Annotated in this window: 24 protein-coding genes; 13 read left to right on the forward strand and 11 right to left on the reverse strand. The window is 63.2% G+C overall.

All coding sequences use genetic code 11. The features are described from left to right. Positions 1-315: 315 nt before the first annotated feature. From NKJ88_RS00100 to NKJ88_RS00120, 5 genes are all read right to left on the reverse strand, one after another. Positions 316-1,296 carry a phosphodiester glycosidase family protein gene (locus NKJ88_RS00100; RefSeq protein WP_352443335.1) on the reverse strand — a complete coding sequence of 327 codons (981 nt, stop codon included), beginning with the start codon at positions 1,294-1,296 and terminating at the stop codon, positions 316-318. 206 nt (positions 1,297-1,502) lie between these two features. Continuing rightward, positions 1,503-2,156 carry a D-glycero-alpha-D-manno-heptose-1,7-bisphosphate 7-phosphatase gene (locus tag NKJ88_RS00105; protein WP_023823432.1) on the reverse strand — a complete coding sequence of 218 codons (654 nt, stop codon included), beginning with the start codon at positions 2,154-2,156 and terminating at the stop codon, positions 1,503-1,505. Then, positions 2,149-2,721 (reverse strand): D-sedoheptulose-7-phosphate isomerase, encoded by a 573-nt coding sequence (locus tag NKJ88_RS00110; protein ID WP_023817628.1) that lies wholly within the window; start codon positions 2,719-2,721, stop codon positions 2,149-2,151. The genes NKJ88_RS00105 and NKJ88_RS00110 overlap by 8 nt, the downstream gene beginning before the upstream one ends. Positions 2,722-2,729: 8 nt before the next feature. Then, the gene (rfaE1, locus tag NKJ88_RS00115) at positions 2,730-4,223 is read right to left on the reverse strand and encodes a D-glycero-beta-D-manno-heptose-7-phosphate kinase (RefSeq protein WP_023671976.1); all 1,494 of its coding nucleotides are present in this window, start codon (positions 4,221-4,223) and stop codon (positions 2,730-2,732) included. Positions 4,224-4,347: 124 nt separating this feature from the next. Next, positions 4,348-4,980 carry a LysE family translocator gene (locus NKJ88_RS00120; RefSeq protein WP_023823431.1) on the reverse strand — a complete coding sequence of 211 codons (633 nt, stop codon included), beginning with the start codon at positions 4,978-4,980 and terminating at the stop codon, positions 4,348-4,350. Between the two features lie 134 nt (positions 4,981-5,114). Between NKJ88_RS00120 and rfaD the strand changes: the two genes are divergently transcribed. Genes rfaD through waaC form a run of 3 tightly spaced genes read left to right on the forward strand, consistent with a single transcriptional unit; the run spans position 5,115 to position 8,016 of the window. Next, positions 5,115-6,065, forward strand: coding sequence for an ADP-glyceromanno-heptose 6-epimerase (gene rfaD, locus NKJ88_RS00125; RefSeq protein WP_023683756.1), 951 nt, complete (start codon positions 5,115-5,117; stop codon positions 6,063-6,065). Beyond that, on the forward strand, positions 6,038-7,045 hold the full coding sequence (waaF, locus tag NKJ88_RS00130) for a lipopolysaccharide heptosyltransferase II (protein WP_023695762.1): 1,008 nt from the start codon (positions 6,038-6,040) through the stop codon (positions 7,043-7,045). Before rfaD ends, waaF begins: the two co-directional genes overlap by 28 nt. Continuing rightward, positions 7,042-8,016 carry a lipopolysaccharide heptosyltransferase I gene (gene waaC, locus NKJ88_RS00135; RefSeq protein WP_023683754.1) on the forward strand — a complete coding sequence of 325 codons (975 nt, stop codon included), beginning with the start codon at positions 7,042-7,044 and terminating at the stop codon, positions 8,014-8,016. The genes waaF and waaC overlap by 4 nt, the downstream gene beginning before the upstream one ends. A gap of 23 nt (positions 8,017-8,039) precedes the next feature. Here the strand turns inward: waaC and greA are convergent, their stop codons facing one another. Then, entirely contained in the window at positions 8,040-8,513 is a 474-nt protein-coding gene (gene greA / locus NKJ88_RS00140; RefSeq protein WP_023683753.1) for a transcription elongation factor GreA, read from the reverse strand. Positions 8,514-8,801: 288 nt separating this feature from the next. After that, complete coding sequence (locus NKJ88_RS00145) at positions 8,802-9,338, reverse strand: tetratricopeptide repeat protein (RefSeq protein WP_023705872.1); 537 nt, start codon at positions 9,336-9,338, stop codon at positions 8,802-8,804. A 229-nt stretch (positions 9,339-9,567) separates the two neighbouring features. Here NKJ88_RS00145 and NKJ88_RS00150 point away from each other — a divergent pair, with 229 nt between their 5' ends. The 3 genes from NKJ88_RS00150 to NKJ88_RS00160 all read left to right on the forward strand — a co-directional run bounded on the left by NKJ88_RS00150 (position 9,568) and on the right by NKJ88_RS00160 (position 12,192). Next, complete coding sequence (locus NKJ88_RS00150; RefSeq protein WP_023683751.1) at positions 9,568-9,993, forward strand: DUF3775 domain-containing protein; 426 nt, start codon at positions 9,568-9,570, stop codon at positions 9,991-9,993. A 198-nt stretch (positions 9,994-10,191) separates the two neighbouring features. Then, positions 10,192-11,268: an extensin-like domain-containing protein gene (locus NKJ88_RS00155; RefSeq protein WP_352443534.1), complete on the forward strand. Its 1,077-nt coding sequence runs from the start codon at positions 10,192-10,194 to the stop codon at positions 11,266-11,268. Between the two features lie 132 nt (positions 11,269-11,400). Beyond that, a complete protein-coding gene (locus NKJ88_RS00160) occupies positions 11,401-12,192 on the forward strand; it encodes an extensin-like domain-containing protein (RefSeq protein WP_023695766.1) in 792 nt (263 codons plus the stop codon). A 20-nt stretch (positions 12,193-12,212) separates the two neighbouring features. Here NKJ88_RS00160 and NKJ88_RS00165 read toward each other — a convergent pair whose 3' ends face one another. After that, entirely contained in the window at positions 12,213-12,932 is a 720-nt protein-coding gene (locus NKJ88_RS00165; RefSeq protein ID WP_502904714.1) for a gamma-glutamylcyclotransferase, read from the reverse strand. Positions 12,933-13,044: 112 nt separating this feature from the next. Here NKJ88_RS00165 and NKJ88_RS00170 point away from each other — a divergent pair, with 112 nt between their 5' ends. Beyond that, positions 13,045-13,752, forward strand: coding sequence for an LssY C-terminal domain-containing protein (locus NKJ88_RS00170; protein ID WP_352443337.1), 708 nt, complete (start codon positions 13,045-13,047; stop codon positions 13,750-13,752). A 70-nt stretch (positions 13,753-13,822) separates the two neighbouring features. Then, positions 13,823-15,133, forward strand: a complete 1,311-nt coding sequence (locus NKJ88_RS00175) for a hemolysin family protein (RefSeq protein WP_023689708.1) — start codon at positions 13,823-13,825, stop codon at positions 15,131-15,133. A 28-nt stretch (positions 15,134-15,161) separates the two neighbouring features. On the opposite strand, the gene NKJ88_RS00180 is transcribed toward NKJ88_RS00175, so the two are convergent. Continuing rightward, positions 15,162-16,040: a DMT family transporter gene (locus tag NKJ88_RS00180; RefSeq protein ID WP_023701605.1), complete on the reverse strand. Its 879-nt coding sequence runs from the start codon at positions 16,038-16,040 to the stop codon at positions 15,162-15,164. 258 nt (positions 16,041-16,298) lie between these two features. On the opposite strand from NKJ88_RS00180, the gene NKJ88_RS00185 reads away from it, so the two are divergent. Beyond that, complete coding sequence (locus NKJ88_RS00185; protein WP_352443338.1) at positions 16,299-17,594, forward strand: glucoamylase family protein; 1,296 nt, start codon at positions 16,299-16,301, stop codon at positions 17,592-17,594. Between the two features lie 165 nt (positions 17,595-17,759). Here the strand turns inward: NKJ88_RS00185 and NKJ88_RS00190 are convergent, their stop codons facing one another. Beyond that, complete coding sequence (locus tag NKJ88_RS00190; RefSeq protein WP_023671992.1) at positions 17,760-18,365, reverse strand: NADPH-dependent FMN reductase; 606 nt, start codon at positions 18,363-18,365, stop codon at positions 17,760-17,762. 89 nt (positions 18,366-18,454) lie between these two features. Here NKJ88_RS00190 and NKJ88_RS00195 point away from each other — a divergent pair, with 89 nt between their 5' ends. Continuing rightward, positions 18,455-18,823, forward strand: coding sequence for a winged helix-turn-helix transcriptional regulator (locus tag NKJ88_RS00195; RefSeq protein WP_023683744.1), 369 nt, complete (start codon positions 18,455-18,457; stop codon positions 18,821-18,823). A 500-nt stretch (positions 18,824-19,323) separates the two neighbouring features. On the opposite strand, the gene NKJ88_RS00200 is transcribed toward NKJ88_RS00195, so the two are convergent. Next, positions 19,324-19,719: an acyl-CoA thioesterase gene (locus NKJ88_RS00200; protein WP_023671995.1), complete on the reverse strand. Its 396-nt coding sequence runs from the start codon at positions 19,717-19,719 to the stop codon at positions 19,324-19,326. Between the two features lie 223 nt (positions 19,720-19,942). Between NKJ88_RS00200 and NKJ88_RS00205 the strand changes: the two genes are divergently transcribed. Genes NKJ88_RS00205 through NKJ88_RS00215 form a run of 3 tightly spaced genes read left to right on the forward strand, consistent with a single transcriptional unit; the run spans position 19,943 to position 23,684 of the window. Then, entirely contained in the window at positions 19,943-21,559 is a 1,617-nt protein-coding gene (locus NKJ88_RS00205; RefSeq protein ID WP_352443339.1) for a GMC family oxidoreductase, read from the forward strand. Continuing rightward, positions 21,556-22,770, forward strand: coding sequence for a mandelate racemase/muconate lactonizing enzyme family protein (locus NKJ88_RS00210; RefSeq protein WP_352443340.1), 1,215 nt, complete (start codon positions 21,556-21,558; stop codon positions 22,768-22,770). Before NKJ88_RS00205 ends, NKJ88_RS00210 begins: the two co-directional genes overlap by 4 nt. Next, positions 22,767-23,684, forward strand: coding sequence for an NAD(P)-dependent oxidoreductase (locus tag NKJ88_RS00215; protein ID WP_023823425.1), 918 nt, complete (start codon positions 22,767-22,769; stop codon positions 23,682-23,684). Before NKJ88_RS00210 ends, NKJ88_RS00215 begins: the two co-directional genes overlap by 4 nt. The last annotated feature ends 67 nt before the right edge of the window (positions 23,685-23,751 follow it).

Genomic DNA, 23,751 nt, shown 5'->3' on the forward strand with positions numbered 1-23,751 from the left:
GGCCGGGGCTCTCACCAGGGGACATCTCCGGCAAAGCTAAAAAGGCTAGCAAAATAGGTGAGCAAGCAAGCCAGACGAATGTGATGACATGCGGCAACCATTTGAGACGGAAAATGTTTTTTGACGCGAGAAACGCCGCGCCGATCACAATTATGTTGACGACGAATATGAGCCAGAAAGCGAATTCTGGCGCCGAAATCGTAGGGTATTCCGGGTCAGATTGCGTGAACATGAGCGGCCAAGGTTGAATATGCCATCCGGTTTCAGCTACGGAATCGGGAGTACTTTGACCCACCCTGCCAAGGGCAGGATCTGCTACCTGCGCTCCACCGTGAGTACAACAGGCAATCCCCAGGGCACATCTAGCGGTGCTTGAAGCAGTGAGACGTCGCCATCCGCGACCTGGGCTTCCCACTTGGCATAGTGTTTCAACCGGTAGTTCCCAGAGCGGACGCTGAGGCAGGCAACAGGCCCGCCATCGAGGTTTAGCGCCGTCTTGAGATCGAGGTCGGTCTGCAACAGGAAGTTTGCTAGCCGGTCCAGCGAGAAGAAAGCGTCCTTGGTCGAACCGACGATGATCCAGCCCTGACGATCTTCCGCGATAAAGGTGCGGTTGGCCAACCAGTTGCTCTTGGCGCGTACATTGTTGCGGCCGTCCTCACCGACAAGCAATGGATAGGAAACCATAGCGTTTTCGGCATTCTCCGTGACTGCGCGCCAGTCACGTGAATTGAGATCGACCACATGCGTGCCGGAGGCATTCACGAACCAGGCGCCGGCCTTCGCTTCGTATTCATCCGGCCCGAGCCTCGCACCCATGCTGACAAAGGGCGTGTCGGCTTCGCCCTTCAGTCCGAAATAACTGCCATTGACGATCAGAACGGTGCCGCCTGTGCCTTGTGGATTGAGTGCCGCTTCCCACTGGTCGATGTCCTTGGCACCACTGGGCTCGTTACGGGCAACGAAACGGAATTTGGCTGGATCGAAACGGTTGAGATAGAGCCGGTCAATTTCACGGTCGCCCGCCATGACGGGGATTTCTCTGACCTGGAATCCAGGCTCGGTTTCATTCCATGAGCTGGCTCCAGCGGTCACATCAGGAATTTCCGATTTCAACGCAAGCTGCATGGCAGGCGAGAGACGCGCATCGTCGGGTGCAACGGCGATCCAGTAGCTTCCGCCGCGGCGAAGAAGTGCATTGAGCCCATACACGCCGTGTTTTTGCCAGACATACCCCACGGCTGAAAGCACAGCCAATATCAACAAGACAACGGCAACAGAGATTGCTTTCTTCAATGAATTCCCCTCGTTCTTCGATGGAATGACATCTGCAAATTTCTTGCTTGAATGATGTCTGATCTCTGCAGTTTTTCCGCAAAAGAGCGTGGTGCTTTCCTGGGGAATAGCGTCAAAGCAAAGAAATGGATCGGCTCGCCGTTTCTGCGAAACGGTGAAACGCTCAAGCTAACCCATTGAGATTGCGTCGCAACAGATCCGGAAAGCTAAATCAGTCTCGATCCGAGCGACTCGACAGCCCTCAAAAGCCGTTCCAGATCATCGGGGTTGCGCAGCGGCAGAACCTCGAAGCCCGGCTCATTACTTCCCTCGCCATCCACCAGCCAGCCGCGCGGCAGGCCGGCACGTTGTCCGGCCTGCATATCCGCGGCCTTGTCGCCGACTATCAGCGAGCGCTTGAGATCGAGGCCGAGACGCTGCCGGGCCTGTAGCAGCATGCCCGGATTGGGCTTGCGCATTGGATGGTCGGCGACCGCCAGTGGCCCGCTGCCCGCCTCGTGGTAGGCGCAGGCCAGAACCATGTCGACGAAGGCATCGCCAGCGGCAAGCAGCTTGAGAACCCGGCCGTTGACCGCGGCAAATTCCTTCCAGCCGAAATAGCCGCGCGCGATGCCGGACTGGTTGGTGACGATGACCACCGGGATGTTGCCCCGGTTGGCCGCCGCGATGACCGGCACGATGCCGTCGCGCAGCGCCATCTTGGCTGGATCGTCGGGATAGCCCGTATCGACATTGATGGTGCCGTCGCGGTCGAGGAACAGCGCCGGTGCGTTGGCTGGAAACACCCGCGAACCGACTCGCTCGACCCACAGGCCGGGCGCAGCCAGCGGGTATGGGCCGGAGGCGCCGCTGTCAGCCATCGCTGAGGCGCGCTTCGACCACTTCGCACAGATAGTGGTAGAGGCAGAGATGTCCCTGCTGGACGATCGGCGTCGAGGTCGAGGGCACGTTGAGCAGGATGTCGGTGAGCGGCTTCAGTTTGCCGCCGCCGTCGCCGGTGAGGCTGACCACCGTCATGCCCATCATGCGCGCCTGTTCGGCGGCAGCCAGAATGCTCGGCGAATTGCCGCTGGTCGAGATCGCCAGAAGCACGCCGCCGGCCGCGCCATGCGCTTCGACCTGGCGCGAAAACACGGTGTCGAAGCCATAGTCATTGCCCCAGGCGGTCAGCATGCCCGCGTTGGCCGGCAGCGCAATCACATTGTAGGCCTTGCGCTCCTTAAGGAAGCGGCCGACCAGTTCGGTGGCAATGTGGATGGCGTCGCTGGCCGAGCCGCCATTGCCGCAGACCAGCAGCGCCTTGCCCGAGGAAAGCGCGGCGACGACCGCACTCACAGCACGTTCCATCTCGGCGGTCAGGTCACGCTCGACTGTCGCGGTGATCGCGGCCGCCGAGCGGACCAGATAGTCATTCAGTCCGGACATGAAATCCCTCAGTTGGTACCGCCGCCGGCGCGCAATTTGCCGATCGTGCCGGTGGTGCTCTTGCCGGCGACAAGGTCGACCAGGACGACGCGCCCGCCCGCCTTCTGCACCACATCGGCGCCGACAACGGTTTCGACCGTGTAGTCGGCGCCCTTGACCAGAATGTCGGGCAGAAGCGCCTCGATCAGCGCCAGCGGCGTATCCTCTTCGAACACCACGACCGCATCGACCGAGGCCAGGGCGGCGAGCACGCAGGCACGATCATGCTGATCGTTGACCGGGCGCCCGGCGCCTTTCAGCCGACGCACCGAGGCATCGCTGTTGAGGCCGAGCACCAGCCGGTCGCACTGGCTGCGCGCCGCGTGGAGAAGACTGACATGGCCGGCATGCAATATATCGAAGCAGCCATTGGTGAAGCCGACGCTCAGGCCCTCGTCCTTCCACGCCGCCACCATGCGCGCGGCCGATGCGGCGTCGAGGATGGCGTCCTTGTGGGCGGTGGGGCCGTGCGAGCGGAACAGCGCGCCGGTGAGTTCCTCCACGGTCAGCCGCGCGGTGCCGCGTTTGCCCACCACCACACCGCCGGCGGCATTGGCGATGGAGGCGGCCATGACGCGATCGGCGCCCGCGGCCAGAGCCAGCGCGAAGCTCGCGATGACCGTATCGCCGGCGCCCGAAACGTCGAACACTTCGCGCGCCTGGGTGGCGATGTGGCGCGCCTCATCCGCGCCGACGACGCTCATGCCCTTTTCGCTGCGGGTGGCGACGACGAAGTCGAAGCCATGTGCCGAAATCAGCTGGCGTGCCGCCGCGACGATCTCGTCGTCGGCGAAAACCGGGCGACCGACAGCTTCGCCAAGCTCCTTGCGGTTGGGCGTGATGGCGGTCGCGCCGGCATAGCGCGCATAGTCGCGGCCCTTGGGATCGACCAGCACCGGTTTTCCCGCCTCGCGGCAGATGGCGATCAGGTCGGCGGCGACGCCGTCGAGCAAGATGCCCTTGCCATAGTCGGACAGAATGACGATGTCGGCGCGCGTGAGTGCGGCGCGAAAATGCCGGACCAGGTCCGCCCGTTCCTTGTCGTCGAGCGGCTTGATCTCTTCCTCATCGAAGCGCAGCACCTGCTGATTGAGCGCGCTGAAGCGGCTCTTCGACGACGTCATGCGACCGCGCTCCTGCGCCATATCAGCCGTATCGGCGCCGAGTTCGCGCAGCATGCGCACCAGATTGTCGCCGGCCACATCGGTGCCGATCACCGATATGGGAATAGCGCTGGCACCCAGCGAGACGATGTTGGCGACAACGTTGCCTGCGCCGCCCATCGTCGAGGTCTCGCCGCGCCCGTGCAGCACCGGGATCGGCGCTTCCGGCGAGATGCGCTCGATGACGCCGTTGACGAAACGGTCGAGGATGAAGTCGCCGACCACCAGCACGGCAACGTCGCCAAAGCGGGCAATGGCGCGGTGCAAAGGTTCGGGCGAAGGCGGATTGTGCTTGATCATGTCACTGGCAATGCGAGGGAAAGGCCGACCTCAATCACGCTGAAAATTGTCAATTTACGGGCCGGATCGTTCATGGCGAAGCCGATATACCGCAAATCCGCGCAGCGCAACGTCAGGGCGGCCGTCAGCTCTTCTGCAACGCGACGTGGACGCCCAGTCCGACCAGCACCGCCCCGCCCGCCCTCTGCATGATGCGCTGCGCACGGCTGGAGCGATTCAGCCGGGCGATCACCATGCCTGCCAGCAACACGCAGACAATATCTGCCGAAGAGAACATTAAATTGACGATGGTGCCCAGCACGACGAATTGCAGCCACACCGGGAAACCCGCCGAGGCATCGATGAACTGTGGCAGGAACGCCATGAAGAAGATCGCCGTCTTCGGATTGAGCACTTCGACGGTGATGCTCTCGAAAAATGCCCGGCGCGCCGATTTGCGCTCGATCGCCGGCAGCGCCGTGTCACCGTCCCCGCGCTTGCGGAACAAGGACACGCCAAGCCAGATCAGATAGAGCGCGCCGATGAGCTTGACCGCCATGTAGAGCGGCGGCACCGCATGGAAGAGCACCGACAGCCCGGCGGCAGCCGCAAAGACATGGAAATAACCGCCAAGATGGATGCCAAGTGCCGCCGTCAGCCCCGACCAGCGCCCGCGCGCCATGGTCTGCGCGGCGGCATAGAGCATCGCCGGTCCTGGAATATAGGCAAAGATCGCCGTGGTGGCGAAAAACGCAATGAGCAGTTCGGTCGACGGCATTTTTTGTCCCCTAGCTTGCGGGCCTCGAATAAAGCGGGCCGCTCCGCGGTCTCACTATGGCGTCGTGGTGCTTCATCGACAGCCCGGCTGCCCTCCCTTATAAGGACCGGAATCGCAAGCAACCAGAGGCCTTCATGATCATCGTCACGGGCGGGGCCGGCATGATCGGCTCCAACATCGTCGCCGCACTCAATGCCGAAGGCCATGATGACATCCTCGTCGTCGACGACCTCACCGACGGCCACAAGATCGCCAACCTGGCCGATTTGCAGATAGCCGACTATCTCGACAAGGACGAATTCTTGGCCACCTTGGAAGCCGGCGACCTAGGCCGCGTCGAGGCCGTCTTCCACCAGGGCGCCTGCTCGACCACCACGGAATGGAACGGCAAGTTCATGATGGACGTGAACTACGCCTTCTCAAAGCGCTTGCTGCATGGCTGTCTTTCGCTGCGCATACCGTTCCTCTATGCCTCCTCGGCTTCCGTCTACGGCGGCGGTTCGGAGTTTCGCGAGGATCCCGCACTTGAGCGGCCGCTCAACGTCTACGCCTATTCGAAGAAACTATTCGACGACTATGTCAGGCGCACCGTGTTCGACACCGATCATTCGCAGGTCGCGGGCCTGCGCTACTTCAACGTCTATGGCCCGCGCGAGGCGCACAAGGGCGCCATGGCCTCGGTCGCCTTCCATCTGTTCAATCAGGTCGGGCGCGGCGAAAACCCAAAGCTGTTCGGCGCCCATGACGGCTTCGGCCCCGGCGAACAAAGCCGCGACTTCATTCACGTCGGCGATGTCGCCGACGTCAATCTGTGGCTGTGGAAGCGCGGCTCGAGCGGCATCTTCAACTGCGGCACCGGCCGCGCCCAGCCGTTCCGCGCCATTGCCGAGACCGTGATCGATACGCTGGGCCAGGGCGAGATCGAGTTCATCGAATTCCCCGATCACCTCAAGGGCAGCTACCAGAGTTTTACCCAGGCTGATATGTCCCGCTTGCGCGCAGCCGGCTATAATGGGCAATTCCGCAGCGTGGAAACCGGCGTCAGAGACTATGTCGAATGGCTGAAAGCCCAACGATCCTCGTGATCGGCCCACGCTGGGTGGGCGATATGGTCATGGCGCAGTGCCTGTTTTCAGCGCTGAAGGACGTCCATCCCAACGCCGCCATCGACGTGCTGGCCCCGGCCTGGGCGGCCCCGCTGGTCAAGCGCATGCCCGAGATTCGCCAGCAGATCGATTTCCCGCTGCAACCGGGCGCGCTCGAATTCACCATTCGCCGCCGCTTCGGCCGCCTGCTGCGCGGCCGCTACGACATGGCCTACGTCCTGCCGGGCAGCTGGAAATCGGCGCTGATCCCGTTCTTTGCCCGCATCCCCCGCCGCTTCGGCAATCTCCGGGAAATGCGCTACGGCCTGCTGACCGACATCGTGCCGCTGCCCGATGCCGTCAAACGGCGCACCGCGCAGGCCTATTTTGGCCTCGCCCAAGGCGGACATTTCCGGCCGCCGCGGCTCACCGTCGACGCCGGCAATCAGAAAGATCTGCTCGCTCGCTTCGCAGTGCAGCCGGGAAAATTCGTCGCCATGATGCCCGGCGCCGAATTCGGTCCGGCCAAACGCTGGCCTAGCGAAAGCTATGCCGGCCTCGCCGGAGAGATGATGGCGAAAGGATTCAAGGTCGCGTTGTTCGGCTCGAAGAACGATCGCGACGTCACCGCCGAGATCGCAGCACTCGCGCCCGGTGTCGTCGATCTGGCAGGAAAGACACGGCTGGAGGACGCCATCGACCTGATCGCCGCGGCCAGGCTGGCGGTGTCCAACGACAGCGGGCTGATGCATGTCGCGGCCGCCGTCGGCACGCCGGTCGTTGCCGTCTACGGTTCGACCTCGCCGGAAAACACGCCGCCGTTGGCTGAACAGCGCGAACTGATCTGGTTGCATCTGTCCTGTTCGCCCTGCCACCGGAAGGTCTGTCCGCTCGGCCACCTCAACTGCCTGAAGACGCTGGACGTTGCCCGAGTGGCAGCGGCGGCGGACAGGTTGCTGGAACTCCCGGCCGCCGCATGAAGGTGTTGATCGTCAAGACCTCCTCGATGGGCGACGTCATCCACACCTTCCCCGCCGTCGAAGATGCACGCCGCAAGCGCCCCGATATCGCCTTCGACTGGTGCGTCGAAGAGGCCTTTGCCGGCATCGTCGCGCTGCATCCGGCGATAGCAAAGATCCATACCGTCGCCATCCGGCGCTGGCGCAAGCATCTGTTCAACGCCGGCACATGGCGGGAGGCGACAAGCTTGCGCCGCGCTCTGCAAGCAGGCGAGTACGACCTCGTCATCGATGCGCAGGGGCTGCTGAAATCGGCCCTGGTTGCGAAACAGGCAGCGGCACCAATCGCAGGTTTCGACCGCGCAAGCGCGCGGGAGCCCTCGGCAACGTTGTTTTACCAGCGCAAATACGCCGTGCCGCGCAACCTGCACGCCATCGAACGCACGCGCCGGCTGTTCGGGCTGGCGCTCGGCTACGAGCCCGATCTTTCGGCGCTCGCATCCGGGATTGTGCCGCCTCCCGGCGGCCTGGCCGGCATTGACGGCAAGACGGCCTTCCTGCTGCACGGCACCAGCCGCGAGGACAAGAAATGGCCCGCCGAAGACTGGATCGAAACGGCTCGCCTGCTGGTTGGTAGCGGAATGACGCCGGTCACCACCTGGTCGAACGAGCGTGAGAAGGCGGTGGCCAAGGCGATCTCGAAAGCCGTGCCGTCAACGATCGTGGTGCCGAGATCGCCGCTGGCAGACATTGCCGCGATCCTTGGCCGCTCGACGCTGGTTATCGGCGCCGACACCGGTCTGACCCACCTCGCCAGCGCCTTCGGCCTGCCGACGGTCGCGGTGTTCCTGGCGACCGAGCCGGGTTTGACCGGCCCGCGCGGGCAATATGCCTCAACGTTGCTGGCCGCAGCGGGGGAGCGCCTCATGCCGGCACAGGTGGTGCCGGAAGCAGAAAAGCTATTAGCCCTTAAGCTCCAAGCTTCGGCATAGGACCTTCCAGCAATTCTGAGGTGCTAGATAAATTGCACCTGGACGATCTCATAACCCCTGGCGCCGCCGGGGGCGTTGACCTCGATGGCGTCGCCGACTTCCTTGCCGATCAGCGCGCGCGCGATCGGCGAGGAGATCGAAATACGGCCCGATTTCACATCCGCTTCCTGGTCGCCGACAATCTGGTAGGTCTTCTTTTCCTCGGTGTCCTCGTCGACCAGCACCACCGTGGCGCCGAACTTGACCTTGTCGCCGCTAAGCTTGGTGACGTCGATCACCTCGGCCCGAGCAATATAGTCTTCCAGTTCGTTGACACGGCCCTCATTGAGGCTCTGCGCCTCTTTGGCGGCATGATATTCGGCATTTTCGGACAGGTCGCCATGCGAGCGCGCTTCGGAGATCGCCTCGATGATACGCGGCCGCTCTTGCTGCTGGCGCCAGCGCAGTTCTTCCTTCAATGACGCGAACCCCTCGCCTGTCATCGGGACCTTGTTCATGATGCCTGACCTTTCCTGCCGCCACCCCCGCATTTCGGGGAAAGCCTTGTCGATGGGTATAAAAAGAAAACGGGTCCGGCAGCCTCGGGCTAACGGAACCGTTTCACCGCAATTTTCCCCAATATAGCGATCCTCGCGCGTTTTTCACGCTGAAAAAGCAGGCTTTTTGAAAAATCATGAGCCGACTTGCGCAATTGCCGTCACGGCGTGTGCAGCGTGTTGCAGTTGCGACAACAAAAACCGGCTGCGATTGCTCGCAGCCGGCCCAGAGAAGCCGTTGGGGTGGGGTCAGCTTCTCATGAAATGGTAGATCTGTTCGGCCAGCATGCCGTATTCGCGCGAATCTTTGCCCGTCCGCTTCTCGATCTCGGCCAGCTGCGCCTGGGCGCCGACCAGATCGCCGATCTGCAGATGGGCCTCGCCGAGATATTCGCGCACCAGCGTGTAATCCGGGTTGATGCGGAGCGCTTCCTCGTAATAGCCGAGGCCGACGGTGACACGGCCGGAATGGCGATGCGAATAGCCGAGATAGTTGAGGATGCGTGGATCCTGCTTGTTGGCGGCAAGGCTGAGCACGGCGATCGCCTCGTCATAACGCCCGGCCATGGCCAGGTCGTGACCAGCATCATAGATGTTGTCGTCGTCCAGCATGCCGTACTTCGGCGCGACGCATTTCTGCTTTTTCTTGTCCCAGACCTGCCCCTTCTTGCACTGGGTGGTGGTCTCGGTACCACCGCCACCGCCGCCGGCCGCAAACACCGGAACCGCAAAGAACTGCAGCGCCACAAGCGCCGCAGCCGCCTGGATCAACACTCTTTTATGCATCGAAGCCTCCTTGAGGGATAATGACGATCTTGAGGGAAAATGACGATAATGAAAAGCTAACGCCGGGATGCAGACTTTTCATCCCGGAAACCCGCAGCCGCCGAAACTATTTGTGCGGCCGTGCCTAACCTGAATTCGGTCAAAGGCGGGAGCCAGGGATCAGAACATGACGTGACGCGCGCTGCAAATCCGCTATCATTCGGGAAATGATCAGCGGGGGTGCCCGAGAGTGCAACAGCGCCGTGAGCGGGAATGGGAGCTATCGATCGGCCCGGACACCGTGCGCCTGTTCATTCTCAAGGCAAAGGGACTGAGTGCTGCCGTCAACGAAGACTATGCCGACGGTGCCGAGCATGAGGTCGAGCTCGATGGTGAATCACATGCCAATCACCACCATGACGGTCTGGCGGAGGAAAGCGCGGAAGACCTCACCGAGGAAGAGCTGCGCGAGCTGATCAACGACCTCAACGTCGACGAAGCGGCCGAGTTGATCGCGCTGGCCTGGGTCGGCCGCGGCGACTATGACGCAGCGGAATGGTCCGATGCGGTTGCCGCCGCGCGCGACCGCGCCAACAAGCGCACGGCGAAATACCTGCTCGGCATGCCGCTTTTGGCCGACTGGCTGGAAGAAGGGCTGGAAGCGATTGGCGCGTAACGACGTCGTTACCGTTCGTGATGGGCCGCAGGCAACCTCCGGGCGTTCGCGCCGTTGAGGACGATGGGGTCGCTTGTACTTTCCCGAACATCCAGGGTTGCACTGGTCATGGTCGTCACGGCTCTGCTGCTGACGCCCCTGCTGACGCAAGCCGACGCCAAACAGCGCAAAAAGCATTACACGCCGCTGTCACAGCGGTTGGAGCAGCTGTTTTCACCGCAGGTCGACTCGCATCCTAAGCCGCGCCGCAAGCACCGCCAGAAGCCCAGTCCAAAGCGGCACATCACGCCAAAGCAGGTGGAACAAAAGACCCCGGATAAAAAGCCCTCGCCCGCCGATGTTCCGGTGCAGCCCTCGCGCGTTGTCCCGCTGCCCGAGGCGCGTCCTTCAGAGGCGCCGAAGACCGGCGCGGCACTGATCGAAAAGCAAAAGGCCGAAGGTCCGAACCCCCTTGGCGCGCCCAACCGGTCCAATGACGATCGATTCAACGAAGAAAAATCCGGTTTTAAAAAGCAGGCGCGGCCCGGACCGTCAGCCCCGAAGCCATCGACCGATAGGCAAAGCGAGCCCGAGCCGCCGGCCGCGGCGCCGATTCCGACACAAAAGCCAGACACTTCGGAACCTGAAGCTCAGCCGCCGGCCGTTGCTCCGCAACCACCTGAAAAACCCGATGCCGGCGACAAGAAGATGCTGCCCGATGCGCGCTCGGCCGATTTGCCCGATGCAAAAATGCCGGCGGCGGAAGTCGCCTGTCGCGAGCGGCTGACGGCCCTTGGTGTCGAATTCGAGGAGCATAAGGCGGAAAGCAATCCCGACATCGGCTGCTCGATCCCCTATCCCCTGGTGCTGAAGTCGCTCGGAAAATCCATCGCCATCGGCCCCGCGACCGAACTCAACTGCCCAATGGCCGAGGCTGCAGCCCGCTTTGCCGCCGAAATCATACAGCCGGCGGCGAAAGCCGAGTTCGGAGCCGACCTGAAATCGATCAACCAGGCATCGGCCTTTGTCTGCCGGCCGCGCAACGGCACGCGCCATCTGTCGGAACATGCCTTCGGCAACGCGCTCGATATTGCCAGCTTCACGTTGTCAGATGGCAGAAAGGTCGAAGTCGGTCCAACGCCGCCCGAGAAGGACGGCAAATTCCTCAATGCGGTGCGCAAGGCCGCCTGCGGACCGTTCAAGACCGTGCTTGGACCGGGCGCGGACCCGGACCATTCCCTGCATTTCCATCTCGATCTCGAACCGCGCCGGAATGGTGGCACTTTCTGCCAGTGATGGCCCTTCAGTGATCGTCATGCCGGTGATGGTCTGGCTGCCGCATTTCGGCCGCAGGCATGAACGGGAACGCTGAGTTTTCCTTTACCCTTGATCGTTAAAATCCCACCGATCAAGGACAGGATTCCGCCCATGGCCGCAATATTTCGCGCCGCGAAGGCAAAAAGCGCAGCGATACTGGCCGCCGGTCTTGCGCTGGCCGCCGTTTCGGCTTGCAACACTGGCAGCGTGCTGTCGCTGCAGCCGGCCGTCGATGTCGGCTCGCAGACCGCGGCCGTGCCGCAATATGAAGGCATGCAGAAGCTCGTCCCGTCCAATCCCTATATGACTGCCGCCTATCCGCACATGGACGAGCCGATGTCGGAGTCGGAGCCGCAGCAGATGCCGGCCAGCGAAACCGATTGCCGTGGCGAGCTGAAGCGGCTTCGCGTCGTCTACACCGATGTCCAGCCGATCCACGAGGGACAGTGCGGCATAGACTGGCCGGTCAAGGTCTCCGCCATCGGCGGCATCCAGATGAAGCCCGCCGCAACATTGACCTGCGACATGGCCGCAAGTTTCGCCGCCTGGACCAGCAACGAACTGGTTCCCTCCGCCCGCTGGCGCTATTTCTCGGGCGTCAAGACCATCCACCAGGGCTCAAGCTATTCCTGCCGCAACATCGCCGGCGAAGGTGTCCTGTCCGAGCACGGCAAGGGCAACGCCCTCGACGTCATGAGCATCGAGCTCAACAACGGCGACGACATCGACGTGCGCAAGCCCGGCCTGTTTGCCTTCCGCACCCGCGGCTTCCTCAACAATGTGCGTGCCGACGGCTGCCAGTATTTCACCACCGTGCTCGGTCCCGGCTACAATTACGATCACCGCAACCATTTCCATTTCGACATCAAGAACCGCAAAAGCGGCTACCGCGCCTGCCGCTAAGGCGTTTCACCGTTCAGAAATCAGTCGGGATTGGCGTTCCCGGTGGAAGCGATGATTTGCTGGGCCACCAGATCCTGGATGCGCCAAAGGTTCCTGTCGCGGATACCGCTCTCTTCCAACTTGCTGACGGTTCGGAACAGGTATTGAGCCGACGAGCCCCAATGCCCGGCAGCCCGCGCCAGCGTGTCGGCAACCTGCTCCAATGGCAGCCGGCCCGCATAGGCCCTGCCGTCTGGCGCGGCGACGAAAGCCAAGGCCCGCAACGGCCCATCCTTGGTCTTGACCTTGATCCAGCATGGCACGTTAGTCGGCGGATTGGCATCGATCTCGCGGCGCATCAACTGGCCAAGTTGCCCGACATGGTCTTCCGCGGGCAGCCGATAGACGATGCCGTTGCAGCTGCCGCCTCGATCGAGCGCCAGCATCAGCGCCGGCAAATCACGGGTTCCGCGCCAACGGGTCAGCGTCAGGCAGAACGAGCGGTGCCATCCTGGCGCCGTGGCCGGGCGCTGCTCGACATGGGCAAATTCGGGGTTCCAGATCAGCGACCCGTAGGCAAAGACCCATAGCGCTTCAGGCCGATGCTCCGACAGAAGTTGCTCGACAAGACTATCGAACTCCGCGTCTGTATGCTCGGTTGTTCCGGGCTCGGGACCCGGATCCGGTTCGACACGCTCGACCCTTGCGACAAGGTCCGCGGTCAATGCCATCGAGCTGCGACCCACCGGCTTCTTATCCATTCCTGCTCACCCCCCGCAAAAACGATGGCCGACGATAGAACGGCTGCTCGCCGCTGGCCATTGATTTCCAGGGTCCGTCAGGCACAGATACCGCACGGATCGAGCCGCTTTCATGAGCCGACGAAGCCTGCAACGACGCGCATTGACCTGGCTCGCCGCTCTTCTGGCGGTCTGGCTGGCCCTCGCCTATGTCGCTGCGCCGGAATTCTGGACGGTTCGCGACCGCGGCTTTCGCACGCAGACTTTCGAGATGGTGACACACACGCCGCAAGGCATTCCCGGCGACCCGATCAATATCGGCCTTGTCGGTACCGAAAAAGAGATGGTCCATGCCTTCGCCATGACCGGATGGGATACGGCCGATGGCGTGACGCTAAAGACCGCGATCGAAATCGGTGAGAGCGTGCTGTTCGACCATCCCTATCCTGACGCCCCGGTCAGCCGGCTGCTGTTCGAAGGCCGCGCCCAGGATCTCGCCTTCGAAAAGCCGGTCGGCGGGAGCGCCGACCGGCGCCATCATGTCCGCTTCTGGCGCAGCGATGCGACCGGCGACGACGGCCGAACGCTCTGGATGGGCTCGGCCAGCTTCGACCGCGGCGTTGGTCTCAGCCACGATACCGGCGCCATCACCCACCATATCGCCCCTGACATCGACGCCGAGCGCGATCTCGTGATCCACGACCTGTCGGCGGCCGGCATGGTGACCTCGGCGAGCGACATCCCGGGCATCGGCGCCACCAGGACCGGACGCAACGGCGGCGGCGATCCCTATTTCACCGACGGCAAGACTCTTGTCGGGGTGCTCAGGCAATTCCCCTGAACCACCGTCATTTCCCAAAAATCATCGCGGACTATTTTCCTGCGGCCCGCCGCAATGCTATTGAGCCCTGATGCTATACGTCGAAATCGCCACCGTGGTCGTCCTCATCTGTGTGAACGGCCTTCTGTCGATGTCCGAGCTCGCCATCGTGTCGTCGCGCCCGGCGCGGCTCAAGGCGATGATCGACCGCGGCGTCAATGGCGCCGGGCGTGCGCTGACGCTCGGCTCCAATCCCGGCAAATTCCTGTCGTCGGTGCAGATCGGCATCACTCTGGTCGGCGTGCTGTCGGGCGCCTTCTCCGGCGCCACGCTGGGCGACAGGCTTTCGGTGTACCTGGCCACGACCGGCATGCGCGAAAACATCGCCGACCCGCTCGGCGTCGGCATTGTCGTTGCGATCATTACCTATTTCTCGCTGATCGTCGGCGAGCTGGTGCCCAAGCAGATCGCGCTGCGCGATCCCGAGCGTGTTGCGGCCCGCGCGGCGCCTGCGATGACCATCCTAGCCACCGTCTCGGCGCCGCTGGTGTTCCTGCTCGACATTTCCGGCCGCGCCATATTGTGGCTGCTCGGCCAGCGCGGCGAGAGCGAGGAGAAAGTCACCGACGAAGAGATCAAGATGCTGGTCGCCGAGGCCGAGCACCACGGCACCATCGAATCCGACGAGCGGCGCATGATCGCCGGCGTCATGCGGCTCGGCGATCGCGCCGTGCGCGCCGTGATGACGCCGCGCACCGAGGTCGACTGGATCAATTTGCAGTCCGATGAGGGTGCCATCCGCAAGCTCTTGATGGAGACCCAGCATTCGCGCCTGCCGGCCGGCGACGGCGGCGTCGACGTCATGGTTGGCGTTGTTCAGACGCGCGACGTGCTGGCCGCCCTGCTCGCCGGCCGCGCACTCGATCCGCGCAAGCATGTGCGCGCCGCCCCCATCGTCTACGATCAGGCCGACGCGCTGGATGTGCTGCAGAAGCTGAAGGAATCCGACGTGCCGATGGCGCTGGTGCATGACGAATACGGCCATTTCGAAGGGATCGTCACACCTGCCGACATTCTCGAGGCCATCACCGGCGTCTTCCGCGCCGACCTTGATGCCGGCGACGAGGAAAACGCCGTCAAGCGCGAGGACGGCTCATGGCTGCTCGCGGGATACATGCAAGCCGACGAGATGGCTGACGTTCTCGGTATCGACCTGCCGGAAAATCGCGATTACGAGACCGTCGCCGGTTATGTGCTGTCGCACATGCACCATCTGCCGGCGACCGGCGAATGCGTCGACGCGCAAGGCTGGCGTTTCGAGGTCGTCGACCTCGACGGCCGCCGCATCGACAAGCTGATCGCCACCCGGCTGCCCAGCGGCCATCGCGAAGTGGTGCGTTGACGCTCTGCCGTCAAAGCGAATAGCGCGCTCAGACCGCGGCTTCGATCGGTTCGGCAAGCTTCGGATTGGAGCGCGAGGCGATCAGGCAACTGGCCACGATCAGGGCCGCTCCAGCCAGCGTGGTCCAGGTCGCCGCCTCGTCGAAGAACAGCCAGCCAAACACGATCGCCCAGATGAAGGCAGAATACTCCGTCGGGATCAGATATTGCGCTTCGGCCCGCGCGTAGGACCAGCTCATCAGGAACTGGCCGGAGAGCGACAGCGCCGTCACCCCGGCCAGCGGAAGCCAGAGATTGCCCGGCAGGGCAACCGCGAGCCAGGGAGCGGCGGGGAGAAGGACGGCGGCAACGCACAGGTTCTGGAACAGCATGATCTCGACTGGCTTGGCCACCAGCGCCTGCCGCCGCGAGAGGATCAGATTGTAGGCGTAGAACACCGTCGATGCGAGCACCGCCACCGTGCCAAGCAGGGCATCCCCGGTATAATTCCCTTGCCCGAACTGTCCGGCCATGATGATGACGACGCCGGCGATGCCCGCCAGCGACGCCCAGATCGCCTGGCGCTGTATGCGTTCGCCCAAAAGCAGCGCCGCCAGCAGGAGAGCGAACAGCGGCGCGACGAAACTAAGCCCGATCCCATCCGCTAGCGGCAATCTGGCAAGGCCCCAGAAGAACGACAGCAGAACGATGCCCACGATCACGGCGCGCAGCGCGTGTAGCCGCAGCACGGAAGGCGTGGGAAGGGAACGCGGCCCCGCCGCCCAGGCCGTGCCCGCGACCACGCTCGCAAGCATGCTTCGCCACAGCACCGTGTTGTAGACACCGACGGCGATGACCAGGATTTTCATCGCCGCATCCATGGCGGACAGAAGGAAGATCGCAAGTGCACAGACCAGCACCGGGGTCATGGGGGAAACGACGCCTGACAGGCTGGGTGACTTCACGGGGCATGCTCATGTGATGGATCGCAGCCGGATATATCAGGGGAGGACGGCCAGGCCAGATGGCAGGGCCGTGCATATGGCGGTCCAACCGATCTTCGCAGCCCCTCGATTTGAATTCGGTGCGTCGGCAGCGCCTTTCGCTATCGGCCCCAGCCTGCCCTCACCCATGATTGATCCGCTGGGCGAATGGCAAAAGCAGCCAAAGCCTCTATATCGATTGTCATGGATGCATCGAACGAACACGCGCTAAACGACGAGCTTCTCCAAGATATCCAGCGCCTGTCCTTCGAGTATTTTCTCAACGAGGCCAACCCTGCCAACGGCCTGGTCGCCGACCGCAACACGCAGGCGTCGCCTGCCAGCATAGCCGCCGTCGGGCTCGCTTTGTCGTCCTATCCCGTCGGTGTCGAGCGCGGTTTCATGACGCGCGATGCCGCAATCGAGCGGACGCTCGCCACGCTTCGCTTCTTCTGGAACGCCCGGCACGGGCCGGAGCCCGATGCCACCGGCTACAAAGGTTTCTACTATCATTTCCTCGACATGAAGACCGGCCGCCGCGTCTGGAATTGCGAACTGTCCACGATCGATACCGCCCTTTTGCTTGCCGGTGTTCTGGCCGCCGGCGCTTATTTCGACGAGGACGATGAGCTCGAACTGGAAATCCGCCAGCTTGCCGATGCGCTCTACCGCCGTGCCGACTGGCGCTGGGCGCAGAACGGCGGCGCCACCGTCACCCATGGCTGGCGGCCTGGAAAAGGCTTTCTCCGCTACCGCTGGGAAGGATTTGACGAGGCGCTGATCCTGTACGTCCTGGGTCTCGGTTCGCCGACCCACTCGCTAACTCCCGAGAGCTACGCGGCCTGGCTGTCCACTTACAAATGGAAGACCATCTACGGCCGCGAGATGGTCTATGCCGGCCCGCTTTTCATCCACCAGTTCTCGCATATCTGGATCGATTTTCGCGACATCCGCGATGCCTTCATGCGCGATCACGACCGGGACTATTTCGAAAACAGCCGCCAGGCGACGTATCTGCAGCGCGATTACGCAATCCGCAATCCGAGGGGGTTCGCGGGCTATGGCGAGAATTGCTGGGGCGTCACCGCCAGCGACGGCCCAGGTCCGATCGCGCGGCGAGCCGATGGACGCCGCTTCTTCGGTTATCTCGCCCGCGGCGCACCGTTTGGCGCCGATGACGGCACGCTGTCGCCATGGGCGGCAATCGCCTCCTTGCCTTTTGCGCCGGAAATCGTGCTGCCGGCGCTGCGCCATTTCCACGAGATGGACCTGCGCGACGGCAACCCTTACGGCTTCACCGCGAGCTTCAACCCGACGATCGCTGCCGACGACGGCCGCGCCTGCGGTTGGGTATCGCCGGACCATGTCGGCATCAACCAGGGGCCGATCGCCCTGATGATCGAGAACTACCGGTCCGACTTCCTGTGGCGATTGATGCGCCGCGTGCCGGCCATCACCACAGGACTGCGCCGGGCCGGGTTTTCCGGCGGTTGGCTGTGACAGGCGGCGATCCTTCGCGCGGGATCGTCAAGGCATCAGCGCGACCTTGCCGGTCCGACTCCACCATCCGGCCAAGGGAGCCGAGAGCGCCTCTTCACGTGAATGAAAAAGGGCGGCGCAAACGCCGCCCTTTGGAAAAATCATCGGTCCTTGGGAGGATAAGGCTCAGGCCGCCTGGGCTTCGCCGGCAATCGCGTCGGCCTGACGCGCTGCCTTGAGCACGCGGGCCCACCAGGCAACGTCGTTGACCAGCGCCGTGGCAGCCTGGTTCAGATGCTCGATCTCCTCGAGCTTCTTCTCGCCCTGGCGCACCGCCAGGAAATCGCTCCAGGCAATGTGAACGGCGGATTTGACCGGCGCCATCTGCAATTCGACCGCGGCAAGACGCAAATGTTCGACAGCGCGCGAGCCGCCGACGCTGCCATAGCCGACGAAACCGGCCGGCTTCTTGTTCCATTCATTGGCGGCGTAATCGATGGCGTTCTTCAGCACGGCCGTCGGGCCATGATTGTATTCGGCGGCGGTGAAAATGAAGCCGTCGAATTCGGCGACCTTCTTTTGCCAGCGCTGGGCAACTTCGTTCTGCGACGGCGCCCAGGCGGACGAGGCGACCTCGTCGAAGAAGGGCAGCGGCCAGTCGCGCAGGTCGACGGTCTCGACGTCGATGTCGGCATGAGATTTCGCGATCTTGGCGATCCACTGGGCGGGCACATCGGCGAAACGCGCGGCGCGTGTCGAACCGACGACGATGGCGATTTTGGGCTTGGACATGGGGCTCTCCATATATGCAAAAGCTGGTATCGTTTGGATACCGGCGCTATATGAGATACTGACAAATGGCAGCGCAAGGAGGCACCGTTATGTTACTGAGGCACCCGCACAACACCGAAGACTGCCGCGCCGTCTCGGAAATCCTGCAGCGCGTCGGCGACAAATGGACCGTTCTGGTCGTCGGCAAGCTGGGCGGCGGACCGCTGCGTTTCAATGAGTTGCGCGCCGCTGTCGGCGGCATTTCGCAGAAGATGCTGACCACCACCTTGCGCGGTCTTGAGCGCGACGGCTTCGTCACCCGAACCGTGTTCCCGACCATCCCGCCACGCGTCGACTATGAGCTGACGGAGCTCGGCCATGAGCTGCTGGTGCCGGTCGGCGCGCTCGGCGAATGGGCGCGGAAGAACACCTCGCGGGTCCAGGCGGCGCGTGAAAGATTCGATGGCGTGCACGCCTGAAAACCGTTGCCCAGCAATAGTTTACGGATTTTGCCGTCGACGACGCGTACCCGGGTTTAACTGGATCCGCCCTGGCATCGTTGGTCGCGCCATCGCGACATAGCTGCAGCGTTTCGTTCGCCGGCGCATGATCATTTTGAGGCTGACGAGGTCTTCCGCTGACGGGCCCTCAGGCCTTTGACGCAGGGTTGCTGCAACACACTGCGCCGCACGTCTCTACCCTTGCAGACCGCTGGGCAGTCCGCTCGTTGCCAACGGTCCGGTCGTGCGTGCAGGCAACGCTTGGAAGCTCTTTCCTGATCTCGGTATAAGCGGTCGTGCCAAGCAGGCAGATCACCGCGACGAGGGCCGCCACGAGCCAGCCGTTCAGCATGTGTTGACGCATTGTCTTCCCTCCGCCGCCCGCAGAATCGGATGTGAAGGCAACCATTGGATGTCGCGCAGCGCATCGCCCGCGCGGGGGATGTTACATAAGCGCAAGCTTGGCAGAATCGACGATGTCAACTTTCGGTTGGAATCGGCTTCGGCTTGCCGTCGCTATCCAGCGCCACCATGACGAAATCGGCGTGGGTGACCTTCTCCATCAGGTCGGAGAGGTAGCGTTGCGCCCAGGCCTCGACCTTGAGCGTCATGGAGGTGCGGCCGACGCGCTCCACATGGGTGTAGATGCACAGCGTGTCGCCGATCTTCATCGCTTTGGCGAAGGACATTTCCTTGACAGCCGCCGTCACCACGCGGCCCTTGGCCCGCTCGGCCGCACGGATGCCGCAGGCAAGATCCATCTGCGCCATCACCCAACCACCAAAGATGTCGCCGGCCGCATTTGCATCGGCCGGCATGGCGAGCGTACGCAAGGTCAGATCACCGATCGGCCGTCCGTCCGCGTAATGCACCATCCGAGATTCCCCTGAAGCGATAGCCCTTGATCCCGTAGCGTCATGGACCCAAGAGGTCAACGCGACGGGCGAGGCTCCCGGCGCAATGTCGGTTCCATGGTGGCTTTTCCGACCAGGCGTCTCACGGTCGCTTTTTTCACAAGCCATGCCGGAAGCCGCAGGGGCGCGGCCAAGCCGTCGCGGATAGGCTGCGCTCAGTTTTGCGGAGCCGCCAACACCAATCATGCAGACTTATGACTTCATTATCGTCGGCTCCGGCTCGGCCGGCTCGGTTCTGGCCGACAGGCTGTCGATTTCGGGCCGCTTCTCCGTGCTGGTGCTGGAGGCCGGCGGCAGCGACCGCCGCTTTTATGTCCAGATGCCGCTCGGCTACGGCAAGACCTTCTTCGATCCGGCGGTCAACTGGAACTACAAGCCCGAGCCGGACCCCGGCCTTGCCGGCAATGTCGACCATTGGCCGCGCGGCAAGCTGCTTGGCGGCTCCAGCTCGATCAACGCCATGGTCTGGATCCGTGGCGCGCGCGAGGACTTTGACGACTGGCGCGATGCCGGAAATCCCGGTTGGGGCTATGACGATCTGTTGCCGGGCTTCAAGGCGCTTGAGGACAATGAGGCCGGCGCCGACAGATGGCGCGGCACCGGCGGGCCGCTGCATATCACCGACACGACGAACGCCGTCCATCCGCTGACCAGGCGCTACCTCGCAGCCGGCCAGCAGGCTGGGCTGCCGCTCAACCCTGACTTCAACGGCGCCGCCCAGGAAGGCGTCGGCGTCTACCAGATCTCGACCAGGAATGGCCGCCGCATGTCGGCCGCGCGCGCCTTCCTGCGCCCCGCGATGAAGCGCAAAAACGTCCGCGTCGAGACGAATGCGCTGGCGAGCAGGATCCTGTTCGAGGGCAAGCGAGCCGTCGGCATCGAATATCTGCAGAACGGCGAGACCAAGACGGCGCGGGCCGGCCGCGAAGTCATCCTGTCCGCCGGCTCGATCAACTCGCCGCAGCTCTTGCAACTGTCCGGCGTCGGCCCCTCGTCACTGCTCAAGGGGCTTGGCATCCCGGTCGTCCACGCCAACGAAAATGTCGGCGCGCATCTGCAGGACCATGTCGGCATCAACTATACCTTCAAGGGAAACGTGCCGACGCTCAACCAAATCCTGCGGCCCTGGTGGGGCAAGCTGCTGGTCGGCATGCAGTACATCCTCACCCGCTCCGGCCCGCTGTCGCTGTCGATGAACCATGGCGGCGGCTTCTTCCGAACCGACCCGGCGTTTTCGCGCCCCAACATGCAGCTTTATTTCCAGGCTTTCTCGACCGTCATTCCGAAGAGCGGCGAGCGGCCGATCCTGACGCCAGATCCGTGGCCGGGCTTTTCCATCGGCCTCTCCAACTGCCGCCCGTCCAGCCGCGGCGAGATCATGATCCGCTCCAGCAATCCGCTGGACTATCCCAGGATCGTCGCCAACGCCTATTCCACCAACGCCGATGTCGACGAGATGCTGGCGGCGGTGAAATTCGTGCGCAAGATAGCCTCGATGCCCGCCATGGCCGAGATCATCGCTGAGGAGGTTTTGCCGGGCCCATCGATCCAATCGGATGCCGACCTGATCCAGGATTTCAGGAAGCGCTCGGGCACCGTCTATCACCCGGTCTCGACCTGCCGCATGGGGCCGGACGCCGGGGCCGCCGTCGTCGACCCGCGCCTGAAAGTGCACGGGCTCGAAGGTCTGCGCGTCATAGACGCCTCGATCTTTCCCGCCAACATCACCGGCAACACCAACGCCGCCTCGGTCATGACCGGATGGAAGGGCGCCGAACTGGTTCTGGAGGACCAAAAATGAAGATCACCGACGTCAACACCTGGGTAGTCGGCAACCCGCCGCCCGGCATCGGCGGCAAGTATTTCATCTTCGTCAAGCTGACCACCGATGGCGGCGTCGTCGGTTACGGCGAGGCCTACAACGCCACCTTCTCGGCTCACATAACAGCGAAGCTGGTCGAGGACATGGCCGAGCGTTACCTGATCGGCCACGATCCGCATGACATCGAGACCTTCTTCCGCCGCGCCTATTCCTCAGGATTTACCCAGCGCCCCGACGTTACCGGCATGGGCTGTTTCTCGGCGCTGGAAATGGCCTGCTGGGACATTGTCGGCAAGGAAGCCGACAAGCCGGTCTACAAACTGCTCGGCGGCCAGGTGCACGAGACGCTGCGCTCCTACACCTATCTCTATCCGCACACCGGCAGCGTCCATTCGGAGGACGCGCCGGACGGCCGGAACGTCTACAATGACCCCGAATTGGCGGCCGCCTGCGCGCTCGAATATGTCGAGCAGGGGTTCAACGCCGTCAAGCTCGACCCGGCAGGCCCCTACACCGCCTTCGACGGCCACCAGCCGCGCCTGATCGACATCGATGTCTCCACCCGCATGGTCAAGGCGATCCGCGAAGCCGTCGGCACCCGCGCCGATATTCTGTTCGGCACGCATGGCCAGTTCACCGCGTCGGGTGCGCTGCGCATGGCACGAGCCATCGAGCCCTACGATCCCTTGTGGTTCGAAGAGCCGGTCCCGCCGGACATGCCCGAAGTGATGGCGCAGGTCGCCCGCGGCACCTCGATCCCGATCGCCACCGGCGAGCGGTTGACCACGAAGTTCGAATTCGCTCGCGTGATCGAGAACCGCGCCGCCACCATCCTGCAACCGGACCTTGGCCGCTCAGGCGGCATTCTCGAAACCAAGAAGATCGCCGCCATGGCCGAGGCCTACCACATCCAGATCGCGCCGCACTGCTATTGCGGGCCGATCGTTGGCGCCGCCAACATCCAGCTGGCGGTGACGCTGCCCAATTTCCTCATCCTGGAATCGCTGAAGCAGTGGGACGGCTTCCACGCGACGCTCTTGAAGAAGAAGATCGAGTGGCAGGACGGCAATGTCATTCCATCGAAGGGGCCGGGCCTCGGCGTCGAGCTGGACGAAGCGGTCTGCGACGCGCATCCCTACACCGGCAAGGACCTGCATTTGCAGATGATGCAAACGCCGCTGATGCCGTGAGCGAACGCTACGCCTTCATCGGCCTTGGCCATCTCGGCGGCAACCTTGCCGCCAGCCTGTTGCGCAACGGTTTTGTCGTCATCGTCTTCGACCGCGACCCCGCCGCCGTCGAGCGCCTCGTGGCGCTCGGCGCCACGGCCGCGACCAGCCCGGCCGAAGCGGCGGCACAGGCCGGCAATGCCATTACTTGCCTGCCCTCGCCCAAGGTCAGCGAAGCGGTGCTGGCTGGTCCCGGTGGACTGCTGGAAGGATTGCCCAAGGGCGGCACATGGATCGAGATGTCGACGAATGGCCGCGACGAGATTCTGCGCCTCGCCGCCCTCGCCTCGGCCAAGGGCGTCGAAACGCTTGAGTGCCCGGTCACCGGCGGCGTGCATCTGGCCGCGGTCGGAAAGATCACCGCGCTTGTCGGCGGCGATGCTGCGCTTTACGAGCGCCATCGTCCGGCCATCGAAGCGATGTGCGCAAAGTCGTTCCTGATGGGTCCGGTCGGCTCGGCGGCGGTGATCAAGGTGATCACCAACATGCTGGCCTTCATCCATCTCGTCGCCGCCGGCGAGGCGCTGATGTTGGCCAAGCAAGGCGGCCTCGACCTCGCGCAATCCTACCACGCCATCGTCGCCTCCTCCGGCAACAGCTTCGTCCATGAGACCGAAAGCCAGCTCATCCTCAACGGCTCCTACGACATTGGCTTCACCATGGACCTGGCACTGAAGGACCTCGGCTTTGCGCTTGCGATGGGCAGGGAGTTCAGACTGCCACTCCAACTGGCGCCGCTTGTGAGTGAGATTTTCCTGATGGGCAAACAGGAATATGGCGGCGGCGCCTGGTCGACCCAGATCGTCAAACTGCTCGAGGATGCCGTCGACATGGATCTGCGCGCGCCCGGTTTCCCAGCCAAGCTGGAAAGCTAAGCCGGGTAAATATGTCCTGCGATTTCAAGCCCTTGGCCGGTTCGCCGGAATCGCCGCTCAAACCACC

The sequence above is a fragment of the Mesorhizobium sp. M0016 genome (assembly GCF_040324035.1).
Taxonomy (GTDB): Bacteria; Pseudomonadota; Alphaproteobacteria; order Rhizobiales; family Rhizobiaceae; genus Mesorhizobium.

Excerpts from the sequence above, each read along its gene's own strand:
- NKJ88_RS00110 (WP_023817628.1), bottom strand. The coding sequence starts at position 2,721 with ATGTCCGGACTGAATGACTATCTGGTCCGCTCGGCGGCCGCGATCACC.
- NKJ88_RS00200 (WP_023671995.1), bottom strand. The coding sequence starts at position 19,719 with ATGGTGCATTACGCGGACGGACGGCCGATCGGTGATCTGACCTTGCGT.
- NKJ88_RS00190 (WP_023671992.1), bottom strand. The coding sequence starts at position 18,365 with ATGTCCAAGCCCAAAATCGCCATCGTCGTCGGTTCGACACGCGCCGCG.
- waaF (WP_023695762.1), top strand. The coding sequence starts at position 6,038 with ATGGCTGAAAGCCCAACGATCCTCGTGATCGGCCCACGCTGGGTGGGC.
- rfaD (WP_023683756.1), top strand. The coding sequence starts at position 5,115 with ATGATCATCGTCACGGGCGGGGCCGGCATGATCGGCTCCAACATCGTC.
- NKJ88_RS00145 (WP_023705872.1), bottom strand. The coding sequence starts at position 9,338 with ATGCATAAAAGAGTGTTGATCCAGGCGGCTGCGGCGCTTGTGGCGCTG.
- NKJ88_RS00210 (WP_352443340.1), top strand. The coding sequence starts at position 21,556 with ATGAAGATCACCGACGTCAACACCTGGGTAGTCGGCAACCCGCCGCCC.
- NKJ88_RS00170 (WP_352443337.1), top strand. The coding sequence starts at position 13,045 with ATGAGCCGACGAAGCCTGCAACGACGCGCATTGACCTGGCTCGCCGCT.
- NKJ88_RS00205 (WP_352443339.1), top strand. The coding sequence starts at position 19,943 with ATGCAGACTTATGACTTCATTATCGTCGGCTCCGGCTCGGCCGGCTCG.
- rfaE1 (WP_023671976.1), bottom strand. The coding sequence starts at position 4,223 with ATGATCAAGCACAATCCGCCTTCGCCCGAACCTTTGCACCGCGCCATT.
- NKJ88_RS00120 (WP_023823431.1), bottom strand. The coding sequence starts at position 4,980 with ATGCCGTCGACCGAACTGCTCATTGCGTTTTTCGCCACCACGGCGATC.
- NKJ88_RS00185 (WP_352443338.1), top strand. The coding sequence starts at position 16,299 with ATGGATGCATCGAACGAACACGCGCTAAACGACGAGCTTCTCCAAGAT.
- NKJ88_RS00195 (WP_023683744.1), top strand. The coding sequence starts at position 18,455 with ATGTTACTGAGGCACCCGCACAACACCGAAGACTGCCGCGCCGTCTCG.
- NKJ88_RS00165 (WP_502904714.1), bottom strand. The coding sequence starts at position 12,932 with ATGGATAAGAAGCCGGTGGGTCGCAGCTCGATGGCATTGACCGCGGAC.
- NKJ88_RS00160 (WP_023695766.1), top strand. The coding sequence starts at position 11,401 with ATGGCCGCAATATTTCGCGCCGCGAAGGCAAAAAGCGCAGCGATACTG.
- NKJ88_RS00180 (WP_023701605.1), bottom strand. The coding sequence starts at position 16,040 with ATGACCCCGGTGCTGGTCTGTGCACTTGCGATCTTCCTTCTGTCCGCC.
- NKJ88_RS00175 (WP_023689708.1), top strand. The coding sequence starts at position 13,823 with ATGCTATACGTCGAAATCGCCACCGTGGTCGTCCTCATCTGTGTGAAC.
- NKJ88_RS00105 (WP_023823432.1), bottom strand. The coding sequence starts at position 2,156 with ATGGCTGACAGCGGCGCCTCCGGCCCATACCCGCTGGCTGCGCCCGGC.
- greA (WP_023683753.1), bottom strand. The coding sequence starts at position 8,513 with ATGAACAAGGTCCCGATGACAGGCGAGGGGTTCGCGTCATTGAAGGAA.
- waaC (WP_023683754.1), top strand. The coding sequence starts at position 7,042 with ATGAAGGTGTTGATCGTCAAGACCTCCTCGATGGGCGACGTCATCCAC.